This window comes from Mucilaginibacter sp. PAMC 26640 (assembly GCA_001596135.1).
Classification (GTDB): domain Bacteria; phylum Bacteroidota; class Bacteroidia; order Sphingobacteriales; family Sphingobacteriaceae; genus Mucilaginibacter.
Genome location: CP014773.1, coordinates 4,530,638 through 4,546,502, shown reverse-complemented (window position 1 = coordinate 4,546,502; position 15,865 = coordinate 4,530,638). Strand labels below are relative to the sequence as shown.

The window sequence follows — 15,865 nt, the reverse complement described above, 5'->3', positions numbered from 1 at the left end:
TATTAGTTTATGATTTGATTAATCATGGTCATGTTATTGCTGTTGAAACCGGTAATATAAACCGCCGATCCGTTGCGCTGAATGGCTATGCCCACGGGGTATTCAATGCTTGACCACGATAAGGTTTGAATTACTCTTAATGTTGCTGCGCTCATTATCCGTACCCCTGCAATATTTGCATCAGTGATGAATAACATGCTGCCATCTGGCGAAACTACAGCCTGTTGGAAGTTGATAAGCGTTGAATAGGATGCCGGGAATTTATGTTCCCACGAAGTTAAGTCAGCAACATTTACCGTAACCATGGCCGAACTCATTGTCTGCTGCAGTATTACGTATAAAGTGCTGTTGTCAGGAGCGGTTACCATGGTGCGCGCCAGTATTGAAAGGCTCACCGTTTTCGTATTCAACACATACTTATCTACAGAGAGCTTCAAATTCCAGATCGTTTTATCCAACGAGCTCAACACAAAAACATTTGTACCATCGGGCGTATTCTGCATCAGCACGTTGTTTGATGTAGATGAATTTGTAAACACATCTACGTCTGTATTCAGTGTATAGGTACCCTTGGTTTCGTCGGCAGTGAATGCAAGAAAGCTGTACTTACCAGAAGCATCGCGTGTTAGCACATAAAGGTTTTTGGCATTTGCCGACATGCCAAGTTCAACAGGAAAACGTTGCACGCTGCCCGCTCCCTTAGGTATCTGAATGGCCGATTTAACGGTGAATCTTAATGTCTCCATGACAGTTACTTCAGCAATGTTCTGTTTTATCAGGTACATTAACGCTGTAGGGTCGGTCGACGAAAATACGCACTTCACGATGGTATCTTCCTCCAGCCTGGTAGACACCGAGCCTGAAGAGGTTTCATAAATATAAATCCCTTTAGTGAATCCGGGTTTTGCGCTTATGTACAAAGCGTTGTGCCACATGACCACTTTCTTCCCATCGTTTGATGCGATAACACTAGTTGGCTGCTTGCCGATATCTATCGGCGTGTTGCGCACCTGGTAGTTCATCACATTGAGTGTTACAACGGCTTTGTCTCCGTTCGTAATGTAGGCGGCGGTGCCATCGTTAGCCATTGATAGCGCATTTGGCTTGTTGCCAGTTTTAAGGCCCGCCTCAAGTACTTTACAGCTACCTGTTCCTCCGTAGCAGCTCACCAATACCCCATCGTTTGATGTGTTATTTATTACAATGGCGTAAGCCCTGTCTGGTGTGGTGGCAATTCTTACAGGTCCGGTTTTTATTTCGATGGACTGGCGGGGCGATGTTCCGTCGTCATCATAATCCAGAACCATCAACTGGTTGGCGGCAGTACATACTACCATCAGCGTTTTGCCCTGAGGATCGCCTACAGCGATGTCAATCGGGTTCTGCGGTATGTTGGTGATGCTTCTGTTGTAGGTGAAGGCATTGTTTACCGAGCTATATCCGATAACGGCGATGCTGTTATCGCCGCTCATGGCTACATAAACGTTTAATCCGGAAGGATCTACGGCAATACCGGCCGGCGATTGGGTAAGCTCGATGCTTTGTTTAATAGTAAACTGGTCAACTCCGGTGTTTTCAATTACCACAAGTTTGCCCAAACCTGTTAGCGCTGTTGTTACAAATATGTATTTATCGTCATTTGATATGGCGATGCGTACAGGTGTTCCTTCAATGGTAAGCGTAGTTAAGGTATTGAAACTGTATAAGCCTTTACTTGCATCCCAGGTGACTTTGATTACAGTAACCGAACCTGTTGCATTTAATACGAACAAGTATACACCGTTATAAGAGAACACTTCGTCGACAGGGGAGCCACCTGCCGTTATTGGCGGAACATATTGGCTGAAATTCAGCGCGTTCAGGATATTGATGGTGTTGCCGGTTTTATCGAGCACCGAGATAAATTCTGCCGAGGGCGATGCCACTGCAGTAGTAGGAGTGATAGTGGTTGCTTTTGGCTGAGGATCGAGCTTGAACGATTGCACCAGCACGTTACGAGCCAGTGTGTATGGATTGGCGGTATCCTGCGGTATTAGAGACCACATGCCCGGCGCGGTAACGTTGATTGTTTTCGAACTGTTTTTTGGTACGTTCTCTGATGCTCCGGTTGTATCATTCACCAGCAGCACGGTATCATTCGTGTCTACTTCCCAATAAAATTTGGCATCGTGCGGATAATCATGATAATAAACATCGGTAGGCGTTACATCGAAAGAGTTAATTACTGGCAGCACGTCTGCAGTAATAGTAGCCGTGGCCTGGTTGGCGCTGTTGCCGGCGCCGGTGGCTACGAGGTTTATTAAGGTTGATTTTTTCAACTTGGCTTTAAAGCTGTTTACGCTGGTAACGTCCTGGTAAAAAGGCATCAACATTAGTGATGTATAGTCTTTAGCCGCCCAGGTGATATCTACAGAAGCTTCGCCGTTATTGATTACGGATGGGTTAGGGTTTACATTAATGCTGCTGATAGAAACGTGGGGTACCTTGGTTAAGGTGATATAGTAGGCACCATCATTATAGCCCGGCACGTTTTGATATTGAACATACATTAATGTTGAACCCGGCTCGAAACGCGTTACAATGTCGTTAACATAGAACGACACGATAGCACCGGTACCTGTGCCAATAATAGGTGCATCCTTAGGTGGCTGCAGTACCCAGCAAGGGTTGGCAGCGTTTGTGTTTGGTGTTACGCTCCAGGCCGAAGCATTCTCACCCTGCTCAACAACAATATTATCACAGGCAGATTGAGGTGTGGTCAGCGCGCCGTATCCCGGTGCATTGGGGGCGTAAACAAAACTTACGGTAAAGGTTGTGCTGCTTCCTGCCTTTACGGTTGTTGGTTTTGTGCCGGGTTTGAATGCCAGCGTAATGTTGTTTTGCACCTGTCCGTAGTTGTCGATAGTATTTACAATAAACGGCGTGGTGGTTAACGCGCAATCGACGGCCTCGTGCAAATCTTCAGAACCATCTGGTGCGGCCTGCAAAAGTACTTTGAAAAAAGAAACCTGTGGTAAATTTCCAATGGTAATTGGTGAAGCCCGGTAATAAGTCACCGGGATATTTACGTTTGGCGTTTCGGGCGGATTTGGCAAAATCAGGTTAGCAATTTCAATAGTTACGGTATCCGTTACGCCAATTACAGTATCGGCAGTTGGCGCCATACAAATAATACTGTCAGGATACGATTGGAACAGCCATCCGGTTGCAGTGCAAACAATTTTGGCAAAATCGGCGGCAGGGATCTGCAGGCTGCTCAGATCAAGGTATAATTCTGTACCTGTCGACGATGATGCGTCTGCAGGGGGAACCAGTTGCCCGATGTTAAGATGTGTGTTTTCGATATTTGTAGTTATCGTAAACGTCAGTTGGTTATTCGCCGGGTCGGTTGTAATGTAAATGGTATTAGCCTGCTCCTTGTTATTGATAGCAAAGGACAGTTGCGGAAAGGTAGTTTCTTGTTTCATATGCTTGGTTTTTAAAAGGTTGGGATAATAATTTTAGGTTAGTTTTGATTAGTTGTTTAAGCTGTTTTTTAATTGGTTAGCGTAATGAGCGGAGCATCGATTCCATCATTAAGGCTGGTAATGTTCAGATAATCGAAATACATCTGGATCTGCCCGGTTTGACCAGATGTTTGCAGGTTGGCCAGCGTTATGGTGAAACTGTCATCAGGTAGTAGCGATACCTCATTCACTGGTGTTGCCGCCCAGTAGTTGCCGTAACGCTGGGTGTTCATCGCTCGGAACTGCCAACCATCAGCCATTGGCTGTATGGCTGATACTTTAGCCTGATCGACCAGACCGCCCAAATGGAAATACAGCAATGAACCTGTATTCTGCGCGCCTAAAAGCGGGAAAACGCCTGGTATAAACTTAATTGTTGCAGGTTTACGATTGGTTACTACAAGGTACAGTGTTGTTAATGTATTAGCAGGGGCCGAAGCCTGTTGCCTGTCGTTCAGCATCTCGAAACGCAGTAGCTGCGGATTGAGCCTCAGCCAGCCTTCGCGGATAGTTTGCGGCGTATAATCGCCAATAGCTTGTCCTTCTATGTATTTAACATCAGGGTTTATAGCCCATGCAGGCTCGTCATTTATAAAAGTTTCCTCCACCCAAGACCATTGATAACCTTCTTCTTCGGGCAGCGGCATATTAAAGCCTGTAACACCTTTTAATACCGGTGTAGTAAGGAAGGTCATTTCCAGAATACCCAGGGTATCTGCATAAAGTTCCGATGGGATGTCGATAGATTTTGTAGGCAGGATTCCTGTGCTTGCATGAATGGTTGCCCTTGGGTCAAACAGCATCAGTACAAATTCTGCATTGGCCTGTGAATCATATGGTTTTGCCGAATCGGGTTTTGGTGAAACAGCCAATTCTATGGTGTTTTCGGCCGGCCTGATCACGCCAGACGTATTGGTAGCCGGTGCACCTTCGGTATAAAACGTAGAGAAATCGAATGCGTTATCCTTATCAAGAAAGTAACCTATCAAACCATCGTTGATCTGGTTCATATCGCCCAATATAACAGGGAACCGGACATCGGTAAACTTGTTGTCGGTTCGGTAATTGTCGGTGGTAATGGTGGTCCAGCTTTGGTTCATTGCCGGGCCTCCGTCTACTTCCAGTCGCAACATCACTTCTCCAAGCGCAACTGGGCGGCCTATCAACACAGCCAGATCGCTGCTTTGCGCGTAATTAGCCGGATCGATAAAGTTGTGCATGTTATCAATCGCCTTCCAGAATTGGGTAAAGAAGGCCGGGCCGTTGTTGTACAGCGCTACCGCCATATCGCGCAGGTTAGGGTTTTGTAGGGCGAAAACTTCCTCTACCGATTCATTGATGGTGGCGTTGTTGCCCGGAGCTGATTGCCAAACCATGGCGGTCTCATTTCCGTTCATGCCCAGTGTTCCCATCGATCTGCCTTGCTGGTCGTAAATGAACAGGCTGCCGTTTAGGTGGTTCGGTAAAAACCAACCACATATCGGGGTGGTGGACGGATGCGCATTCATTTCCTGGATCTCATCGCCGATTGCGGCAAGCCAGCGGAAAAGCAGCCTTGTTGGCTGTGCCATAGCCGGCGGCACGTACACCACGTTTGGTACTATCGATCCCTTAAATAATGAGGTAACCTGGACCGAGGTGATGGTTTCGGTGATATTTACGGTTCGTTTTTGTCCGTAAACATCTACCACAGAAATACTGAACTCGAGGAAGCCCGCGCGGATGGGGTTAAAATAACCATTCGGAACCGGCGATACCTTGTTGGCTCCTGCCGATACCTGTGCTACCAACTGGGTAATGGAATAATATGGATTTTGCGGCGTTACGGCAATATTCAGCTGCATGCTTTGTTGTTGCATGGCCAGCAAGCTATTCATCCCACTCAGCGGTGCAGAAGCAAATAGGCCCACTGCCAGTTCATCGGCAATGAACTGTAATGTTTCGTTCGGGTACACATTAAGATAATCCTCTAGTTGGGTACGGAATGTTTTCGCAGCGCTGTTGCTCAATACCGCCGAGCTTTTGTATTGCTGAGCCTTGCTAAAATCGATAGTTGAGGGGTCGAGGGTGCCTGTGTAAACTACAGAACCGCCATTGCTCTGGTCGATAGCGTAATTATTATAGAACAAATCGGGGTTATAATTCAGGAGTTGGCCATTTGCTTCGGTAGCTTCCAGCGGATAATATTTAACAATCCATTCGGTAAATACCGGGTACCATGGATTAGAATGCCACCAGCTTACTTCGATTGCCGAAGGCACCACGCCTGTAAAGGTATAAACCGATTGCTCCTTGCCGGCCATGGCAGCGTTCAGCGCTTTTTCCAGATCGTTGGCCGATACCCCGGTAAGTGCGGAACCCAACTGACTGTTCAGCAGGTAAGATTCTTCTAAAAGCTGATTGGTTACATCCGGATACGGAAGATGATTAGGGCTTGGCAATTCTGCGCTCGCAAACTGTGTAGCTGCAACCGTCACGCTATTCACCACCACTTGGGTAATGAGCTGTTGTGTTGTGCGGCATGGCAGGTAGCCATTTGCATCATAGTTCTGCTTTAATGCTTTGCTGCGGATGGCGTTGCTCATATGCTCAGGCACCAATAACACAACAGGTTCATTTGGCTGCCAGTAACGTGCCGGTGCGGTAGGCTTAAGCTCCAGCATGGCATCGAATGTCTGGATCTGGCCCTTTACTATGGTTTTCTGTGCAGAAAGCTGATCGCTGAGGGTTTTATTTGTTGCCTGGACCTCCGGCCAAACTATGCCGAGGTTTTGGTATATTATCTGATATAAGTTATTTTGAATACTAGGATCGGTGGTGTTGACCAGCTTATACCAATCGGCAAAGAGCTGCCATTGAAAACGGCCGGTATAGTTTATATAAAAATCGAGCTCCTGCTGGTAAAGGTTCAACAGGTTAAGCGATTCTGCCAGCGGAAGCGGCAATTCTACTTCGGTTTCTTCTGGCGAATCCTTTTCAGGGCGTACGATCTGGTAGATGGTGCCGGAACTGTAGTCGGCAAATGTTTTTTGGTGCAACACCTGCTGCAATTGCGCAAGCTGATCGGGTTTGGGCTGCATAAACTCACTGAGCAAACCATTCTGGAAGGCATTCAGCAAAGTTTCAAAGAATGCAATGTCGGGGTGCAGTTGATTCTTGAAATAAGCCGCGAAAGACTCCGGCGGCGTATTGCCTATCGTAAGTTTTGCATTTATAGGCAGCTGATTGGCTTGGTCTACAATGTATTTATTGTACGGATTCCATAACACGTTTTGAACTAAACCACTATATACTGAATAGTTAGTTACTACACTATCACCGGTGTAGGTCCAGTTAAGGTCATTATTGACCTGCTCTTTGGTCTTTCCACCTTTTAAAGGGTCATTGGCAGGGTTGCTGAACCAGCCGGTCACTTCGTACATGATATCAACAGGCGGATCGTTCGCGGTGATCTTGATATCCTCTAATTTATCCTGGAAACCAAAAACACTACGGCTGTTCGGGTAAAATGCCGCGAATGATGAATCGCCGCTCGATACTGCCGTCAAATCCTGGCCGGTAAGGTTTTTAAAATTATCGTTGTTGCCGGGATCGGTCCACTGTGCGTCAAAAACCTTATAGGTACCGTTGTACATATAATCCTGATCGGTGGCTTTTACTTTTTTCACCGGAAGGGTGATCGCTAATTGCCCCTTAGGTAAACTCATATTCAGGGCATCACTTTCAACTACCCAGCTGCTTCTAACCGGGCCGGTTGCGGTAATTACTACCCGGCTGATGAGCCAGCGGTTAGGAACTGAATTAAAAACGAGCAATCCTGCTTTGTTGTTAGTGCCATTAGTTAAGGTTTCGGGCAGGTTCCAGTGAAGGTGAATTCCTGTAGTGAGCTGCTGCCAAGGGGCCGCAGAAAGCGCGCGCACTACGTTGGTGCCTACGTAAGCCTGGTTTTTCCCGGCCTGGTTGGTGTATACTGTGGTTGCACCGGCAAAACTGTTGGTGCCTTTCTTATCGTTCTGGTCAATAATCCCTACGCAAAGCGCCGCAATATCTACCGGAACTACCAATCCTAAATCATTTGTAACTGTTGTATGCATTTCCAGTGTTATTTTTTGTTAAGAAATTCAACCTTCACAACTCCTTTTATCATTTCAAGCGCGTATTCTGCCGAAGTAAAGTCTGCTATACCTTCGTTGTATGGCGGGCTGTTCAGCGTTTGTTTAATGCTGTCGGCAGCCTGTTGAACCAGCAGCGTCTGCCCATCTGCTCGTAGGGTCATTGCAACATAAGCGCCGGGTATTTGCGAGCCGGGGTCGGCTCCGCCGAGTGTGCGCAGGGTGGATGCCCAGCCGTTGTTATATTTTATCAGGCCTTGGTGCAGCGCTTCAGGCGGTTCGTGAATAGCCACCATTTGCACTTCGCCGTCAAAAATGCAGATCAGCGTATCGCTCGAAAGTGCTTCCATTCTTAATTTTTGAATCTCGTTCTTGCCGTCTATATCGCTGTAGCCGTTTACTTCCAGGCCCGGCCATCCGCCTACCACCGCCGATCGCAACAGGAAACCGGTGACAATGCCGGTATCGTTATTATACGCCCGAAGCTTAAACTTGCGCGGCCTGAATAGTTTTGACCGTCTTTTACCGGCCAGTTTTACCTTGTTGAATCTTGTGAGATCGCGAAGATCATCGGCAGTTGCAGAGCGGCCTATACTGAAAGCGCCGTCGAGCAAGCAATCAACCCAATTATTATCCATGTAGAAAAAGCGGATAGTCTCAGGCGGAAGCATCGATTCATCAGGCACCAGGTAGTTGAACGGCAGTCCTTTGAGCAGTGCGAGTTGCGCAAGCCATAGGGTAATGCTATCGGGCAAGGGTTCAGAATTGCTGTCGCGTAGCATATTCGTTCTCGCCAGCATTATATGATTGAATGCGGTGAGCGATTTAAATTTATCGGCTATGATCTTTTGCTCTTCTGCAATCGCTTCGAGCATTGTTTCACCTTTTTTCCAGTTGTATAGTTCGGTTGAATAAGCCTTGTTTTGCAAGGCCATTAATTGCCCTATTTGCCACGCGCTTCCGTAAGATACATCGAACATGCCGGTTTCGGGATTGTACTGATTTATCGCGTCGGGCGTGCTGAAAGGTGGGTTTAATGTTTGGGCTACGTTTAACGGAGTAAGTGAAGACCGGTACCACGACACCGTATTACCGGTATGGCGCAGAATCTGGTTGAGTGGCACATAACCCATAGCCAGTGCATTGCCAACAAGGATTTTGGAATCGGCGGCGGTTAGTTTATTGTCGGCCTGATTTTTCAATGCGGTTTCAATTTCTGCATCGGTTGGAGCGGTTCCGTCAAACGGATATTGAAGTGTGGTGAGGCCGCGTTCGCCAAGGATATTTTTGTTAAGTCCCTCCAATAACTTTTCGAAGGTTTCATTGCCCAGATTTACGGTAAAATGCCACGAACTGTAAGTAATAAGTCTTACAAAGCTGGTGCCAACCGGCAGGTGATTAGCGCCGTCGTTGCCCGGCAGGCAATCACCAAAGTTCTCCAGCGACACGAGGAAAACATAGCTTATGGCATCATCTTTCGGGATGCGGTTGCCGGCCACTACCGAGTAAAACTCTTCGTCGATTATTTTCTGGTCTGTTTTGTCGATGGTCTCGGTATCGCGGATATGGGCGAGGTAGGAAAGATCGGCCGGAGACGGTGCGATCTGGTTAAAGGTAGTTACCGGCACATCAATCACGTTAACCTCATCGTTTGGCGATTCGCCGTATTGCAGTTCGTTCAACCCCGGGTAGGAGAACAGCGAAGCCGGCATGGTGCCTACCCCGGTTTGATCCGAACCTTCTACAGTGATGGCAGTGCCAAGCGGAACGAGATCTTTTACTGTAGTTTTTTTGATCTCGGGAACCTGGTCCTGGTTAAATAAAAGGAGGGCAAGCCAGGGAGCACTGGGGTCTGTTTTTACTGATGTTCTTTCCCACGGAAGCGTACGCCGGTTAAACACTGCGAGCGGAAATACCCCCGAGAATTCGCCATTGGCCAGATTAGGCGGAAAAACCGAATTAAAATCATTCGGATTTAGCGTAAACCGTTGCCCGGTTACGGCAAATTCACGCGTTGTGGTATAGGGCGCACCGGTATTGAGGTTTACCTGTTGCTCCAGCGTTACGGTGTATTTACCTGCCTTTAATGGCGGTTCATCATACTGGATAAAGATCACCTTCTTTTCCGTTTCGTTTTCAGAAAGGGCAGTAACTTTTTTTGATTTCTTTGCCATTGTTTAATTATTTTTCTTCCCCCAATAATCGCATTAAAGGTTGCGCCAGCAGGTAATTTGTAGCAGGATCAGCCAAAAGGGCTACGTTAACATTCGGATTAATACCAGGCCCGTTGGCCAGGATGGCTTGTAGTAACAGGTCGCGGTTGTCTACGGCCCGTTTGCTCATAATGGTGCTTTGAACGGTATCGCTTGCAAAATCATCTTCAGTGGCAACATAAGTGTCGCTCCAGATGAAGTACTGGAACTCTGGCGCCAGCGTATATTGCAGGTTGGCCAGCGTTACTGGCAACGTGTGCTTAGGAGGCGCCACATACGGCAATACGCTAAACCCGGTAAGTACGCCATCAATGGTGGTATCTTTAACAGGGTTGCCTAATATCGGGTTGCCGTTTGAATCAAACGGAACCGGCTGCCACAGGCCTTTTGCCACCTTACCAAGTGTTTTGCTGGCGCGGAACGAGCTGTTTTCGCTGCTGGTGATCGTTAGAACCTGCTTTGATGTTAAGGCTGATGTTGCAGTTCCTGTGGGCCTGATACCGAAGTCGGTGTTTTGCGCCACAGCGTAATTTTCATCATCTTCATCAGCCTGAACCAAGCCAAGCAATTCGAAGTCTTTTGAAGGAATGGCAGATTGTGTGGTCAGCTCGAATTTCTCGCCGCTTACAATCCAGTTTAGTTCGCCGGGAACATTGCTCAACTCGGTGATCAAACCGTTGGAGATAACGATCTTGCAAACATCCGGATCGGGTTCTTTACCGGCATCTTCGGCATGCATACTGCGCAGTTTTTTGGCCGTTGCATTCTTTTGCGGAAGCATGTCTTTGGCAAACTCGTTCCAGGTGATGGTTTTGTTCTTAATCTGGCCTTTGGCGCCAAACGAAATGGTGAACGAAATGATGCTGAGATCTACCGTGGCGATACCCGAGAATTCAGGACCCCAGATATGCAGGGTAGCACCAACATGAATGGTCATACTTACGGTGGTGAACCAAAGATCGATGGTAAAGCTGGCGCCGATGCTTACCCCGGCGCGAATGTCGTAATAGAATGGCCTCCACATGATGAGGAAGTCGGCTTGTACGCTGAACCAGGCTTTGATACCGCCGCTTTGCCAAACAGCATCCATGTAACCGCCCGCCATTACAGCGTTTGATGTAAGGGCGAAATATTCGCCGCCTTTAATTGTAAGATTGGAAGTTACCCTCCAGTTCATACCCAGGCGCGGAACTACCGGGTAATATGATGGCGGCTGATAATTTGGATTGTAGCCGCCCATCGTAACCACAAACTCGCCGAGGTGATCGCCGCTTACCCAAATGTAGAACGCAAATCCGCCGGTGAGGTGGCAATTTTTCGAAAGTACGTATGAACTATTGGTGAGCTGTCCCTGTACGGCGATCAATCCTGTTTCCGTAGAGAAGGAAGCGATGAGCGCTAATTCCGCATAAACAATTACCGGCAACGGCGATCCCTGGATACCGGCACCTGGCGGCAGTATCAGCCTTGAAAGGCCAAGCAATGCGATCTCGAAGTTATTGCCGAAGGCGATGGTGAGCAAGGCGAATGAATCGAGGATCTCGAAACTGGTGAACCGGATGCCTGCCGCGAGCCAGTTGCTGCCGGCGGCAGGAGCCACAATGCCATCGTCGACAATGGTTGTAAGTACCTGGTTAATCTGTTTGGCAATGTCGTTGCCTGCGATTGACGAAGGCGGATTGTTTAGGCCCATGGCCCACTGCACAAATGGGAAGTTAGCCACGCCGTTGATGCCCGGAATTACGAGACTTCGGTTGAAGCCGAACCCTGCTGCGAGGCCGGTCACAAAGAAATACGGCGGCCCGCCGATAGGGTAGTTGAGCACGGCATAAACGAAGAGTGACGGATGATCGTCTACCACGGTGTAGCCTGCCAATGCGCCAATGGTCAAAACTTTGTTCTTGATGTATACCTGGCCTACAAGGTTTACCGGACTGAAGCTGCCCATTAAACCACCGCTGATTAATATTGGTCCGCTTTGGAAGGTTAGGCTGATGCCGCTGATGGTAAACGAAACGTCGAAATCCTTAATTGGCAGGCTCACTCCAAAGCCGTCGAGTGCAATGGTTAAGCCGCCGGCTGTGGCCGCAACGTTAACCAATACCCATATTTTAGAGTCTTTATAGGCAAGACCGATTTTCTCAAAATACAATGGGCCGAAATTCTTTTCGAGGTTGAACCAGAAAGTTTTCGATCCGCCATTGTCTGAATTGGTGGTTTGTACAATAGGGTAGAGGCTTTCGTATCTGTCGTCGATCTGGAGCATATTTCGCTGCGATTGCAGGAAGAGCTGCGTACCTTGGTCAGCGCCGAGCGAGATAGGAATAATTGTACCGCCTATATTCACCTGCATAGAAAACGCCACTGAATTGATCATCCCCGCTGCCGGAACATTCGGGAATATGATGCCGCCCGGGGCGTATTTATTGATGCAATCGTTAATGGTAGTCGCACTGTCTTTGCTGATCGGGCCTGACGATATATCTGCGTGAATAGCCTGCACCGCAAGAATCCCTTCGCTGATGAAGGTGATCTTATCGATGATCGGCAGGTTCGACAGGTCGATAACCGCATCTGTAGCCATACCGAAGTAGAAGATCCACTTCTGGGTTTTGAGGTCTTTTATAGCTGCGAAGGCTGCACTACCGTAATTGGCAGATGCCGCTTCGAGCACAAACAGTGGCTGTTTTTCTGCCTTGTCGTAAACAAATGCGGCAGCTTTAAGGCCGAGGTCAAGATCTGACGGAATTTCTGGCACCTCGTTGCCAATACCCAGCATATCGGCAATGTCATTAATCCCAAGCGGAGTGCCTTTGTTGAGCCACTGTGCCGAAAACGCTGTTTCGGTACTTGTTTTGGTGAAAAGTAGGGTGTACTCCTGCAGGTTATAGGTTACCTTACCCATTGCTTCTATATCGTTATCGTAGCCATCGCCACTCTTCAGGGCTTTTAGGCTTACTTCGATATCTACGCCCGGGTTATTGGCCATAGGGATGTGGCCGATACACAGGAAGGTGAAATCGCCGCTTGAGGTATTGTAGGTTACTTTTAGCTTGGTTAAAGTTATACCCTCAATAAATTTTGGGTAATCGGTGATCTGGAAAGTTAGCAGCAATTCTTTTATCAGCTGACCTATTGGCAAATTATCCACTTCGCCGGTCATATCAACGCCTTCGCCTTCCTTGTAAACGGCAGATAGCAGCACTACCGTTTCATCAATAGTAAATTTTGCATACAAGCTGCCGAAGCCGATTAATTTATCGGTACCATCGTCATAATTAGCACCCATGTCGAATGAGGCGCTATCAAGACTTACCTTGCCCGCTATGGGTATAGGCTTATTTATGGAAAGTTTAAAATCATAGCCCCCGTCGGCGGTGTAATAAACAAGGCTAAGTGTGCTGATCTCGATGTCAGGGAATCCCCCCGGCAGCGGAAGTTTAAGGAAGTTAAATACTTTGGTAAGCTCAGCCGGTCTGTCGGGCTGCAATTGTGCAAATACAACTTTATCCGGAAACTGCCCGCCCACCTGGAAGGGAAATCCTTCAAAAAGATTCATATTGGCCAATAACGTAGCCTGATAGTAATTTTCGGAAGTGAAAGGATTATAAATTTCGTACTCAAATTCTATATTCTCTACCACAAATAAATTACCGAAGAAATGCCAGTCGGCGTCGTATTTTAATACGATGCGTATAAAAGCACAAGTTTGATTTGACGGATTAAAGCTTAATTGAAATTCCTTTATCGAGAATTTATTGATTTGTACCCTTATCTGATCGGGCAGGATACTCGTAATGTTATTATTGCCTGCCAGGGCGTCGAGTATATCATAGCTTAAATCGCCAATTTGATCGAAACTGCCCGACAATGTCCAATCTCCATCAAAGGTAGGTATAGCCATTTCTACCGGCAGGTGCACTTGTTTGGGCGAACCGGCTACCACATCGCAGGCAAACCCCAGCGTAATTACACTTTGCTCTGCATCGGGGGTCATGGTGCCTTTGAGCTTAGTGAACCCAATATTAAAGATATCAATCAACTGCCAGGTTACCTCTTCAGGAATGTTCAGGTTCAAATCCAGCAACAGCACGTCTGCCGGCTGCGTAAACGTGAAAATGGTGTTAGTTAAAGGCTGCCCCAGCACAGTAGCTACGCCTGTTAATGACGGGCTATCGCCGTCAGGCGCCACCGCTGTTACGGTTACTTCAATGTTTGTAGTATCGGGTAGCATGTCAAGCAGCTCGTTAACCATAGGTGCGTCAAACATAGCTGATGATACCCCAACCACATCGCCCGGCTTAACTGGCTGCAGCCACGCTTTTACCCCTTCTAAATTTGTTATTGTGTCTGCCATAATCCTGGTTTGTGATTAGTTAATTGCATTAGCAGGTGGAAATACTGAAAAAGCTGAATATCCGTATGTTACCGGATCGAGCGCTGTTTGTACGCCAACGCGCACATTGCCCCGGTTGGCTTGTGTGGTAGGCAGTGCTCTTATATGCATTCCTTCGGCGGTGCTGCTTTCAATTGTCCAGCCGCCCAAATGATAGTTATTTACAGCTGCGGGAACAGGGAAGCCATAAACATATACGAGGATGCCACCTTGCATTCTTAAACCGTAAGAGTAAAATACACGACCCGGGTTGCCACCAATAGGGGCTGGCAGATTGCCCGATGCGCCGTGGGCGTTTGAGCCGTGATGTACCGCTTCGATACCGGCAACGAAGTTGAACGGACCGCCCTGGATGCTGCTAAAGTTGGCATCGCCCGTCATTAAAACGGTGGTAGCTGGTACGGTACCTGCTGGCAATTTCATGTTTACATTCATTGCAATACCTGTATTATTAAGCACTGCGGCTGCCGGAAGGGTGCCGGGGGCGCATCTGTACAGGCTGTAAGTGCCGCCAGCCCCGTTAAATGGCCCGTTATTATATATCTGTACGTTGGTGAGTGAATTATAAAAAGCTAATGCTGAACCGCCTATGGGCTGGTAGGGAACAATCCACGGGAGTGTAATCATATTGGCCACCTTACCCAGGCGCCAATGATCCCAGTCCCAGTGAGAGAGTACAACCTCCAGATCATTACCGGGAGGATTTTGGGTAATTGGGCCCTGGTATGCACCCCCCAAATTGGCATAGTTCATGTTGGCCGGTAAGCTGCCCACATAAAACCACAAAGGATAGCCAAGATCGAAGTAGGTAAACGGCTGGTTAACGGTATCTATTAAAAGATTACAATTTCCCTGACCGATATCCATTGCGCCGATGCTTGTTATGGGGGCGGTAACCGCCAGCCTTGCATCAGGCTCCGTTTTAACCCGTTTAAATGATTGCTTTTTACCATAAGGCATGTACCGATCAACCAAACCTCGCTTTACATTTTTGTACCCAACGGTACCGTCAACCGTTTTTCGCGGTACCGGGTTGTTGATCACATATACATTCATCTCCAGTTCCACCTGCAGCGAAGCATCAATGAGATTATAATCCCCGTACATCATCGTCTCATCGGTAGGGTTGGTGTCAATATCCGGGTTGTAGAAAATGCCTGACAATACCTCGCTTACCTGCGGAACTATTTTGATCAGGTACCATGTTCCCTCTGCAATATCGTCCGGATCCGTAAGCCCAAGCACCGATAACAGATCCTGGCCTGAAGCGTAGGGCATGTGGAAAATGGAAGCCGGCCCCAGCGGCGCCTTGTATTTTATTGGCTTGCTCCCGTTTTCAAATATATTAACCGTCCACACTGCCGGTTGAACCTCAAACGCAACCGACCACGTACTGCTGCTTTCGTCATAGTCAACCTTCGATAAAAAAGCATAATACAGGTTATTGGCTGCTATGGGGGAATTAAATTTACTGCCCTGTCTGCTAATATTCGTAAAAAGATTATTCCATGATGCTCCCGGCCCGACGCCGGATTTTTTAGGTCTTTTTTCCATATGGTAATAAGTGTTAGGTAGGTTAAATCAGCAATACTTAATTCTTTAATAAAGCAGGTTAACTTGTCAATCCTACCTCAAATG

Annotated in this window: 5 protein-coding genes; all 5 read right to left on the bottom strand. The window is 47.6% G+C overall.

Features of this window, described 5'->3' with window-relative positions; genetic code table 11:
- Positions 1–2 precede the first annotated feature (2 nt).
- A complete protein-coding gene (locus A0256_19655) occupies positions 3–3,467 on the bottom strand; it encodes a hypothetical protein (GenBank protein AMR33478.1) in 3,465 nt (1,154 codons plus the stop codon).
- Between the two features lie 68 nt (positions 3,468–3,535).
- Positions 3,536–7,600 (bottom strand): hypothetical protein, encoded by a 4,065-nt coding sequence (locus A0256_19650; protein ID AMR33477.1) that lies wholly within the window; start codon positions 7,598–7,600, stop codon positions 3,536–3,538.
- A gap of 8 nt (positions 7,601–7,608) precedes the next feature.
- Positions 7,609–9,792 carry a hypothetical protein gene (locus tag A0256_19645; GenBank protein ID AMR33476.1) on the bottom strand — a complete coding sequence of 728 codons (2,184 nt, stop codon included), beginning with the start codon at positions 9,790–9,792 and terminating at the stop codon, positions 7,609–7,611.
- A 7-nt stretch (positions 9,793–9,799) separates the two neighbouring features.
- On the bottom strand, positions 9,800–14,188 hold the full coding sequence (locus A0256_19640) for a hypothetical protein (GenBank protein AMR33475.1): 4,389 nt from the start codon (positions 14,186–14,188) through the stop codon (positions 9,800–9,802).
- Between the two features lie 15 nt (positions 14,189–14,203).
- Positions 14,204–15,781 carry a hypothetical protein gene (locus tag A0256_19635; protein ID AMR33474.1) on the bottom strand — a complete coding sequence of 526 codons (1,578 nt, stop codon included), beginning with the start codon at positions 15,779–15,781 and terminating at the stop codon, positions 14,204–14,206.
- Positions 15,782–15,865: the final 84 nt, after the last annotated feature.

Excerpts from the sequence above, each read along its gene's own strand:
- A0256_19655 (AMR33478.1), bottom strand. The coding sequence starts at position 3,467 with ATGAAACAAGAAACTACCTTTCCGCAACTGTCCTTTGCTATCAATAAC.
- A0256_19650 (AMR33477.1), bottom strand. The coding sequence starts at position 7,600 with ATGCATACAACAGTTACAAATGATTTAGGATTGGTAGTTCCGGTAGAT.
- A0256_19645 (AMR33476.1), bottom strand. The coding sequence starts at position 9,792 with ATGGCAAAGAAATCAAAAAAAGTTACTGCCCTTTCTGAAAACGAAACG.
- A0256_19640 (AMR33475.1), bottom strand. The coding sequence starts at position 14,188 with ATGGCAGACACAATAACAAATTTAGAAGGGGTAAAAGCGTGGCTGCAG.
- A0256_19635 (AMR33474.1), bottom strand. The coding sequence starts at position 15,781 with ATGGAAAAAAGACCTAAAAAATCCGGCGTCGGGCCGGGAGCATCATGG.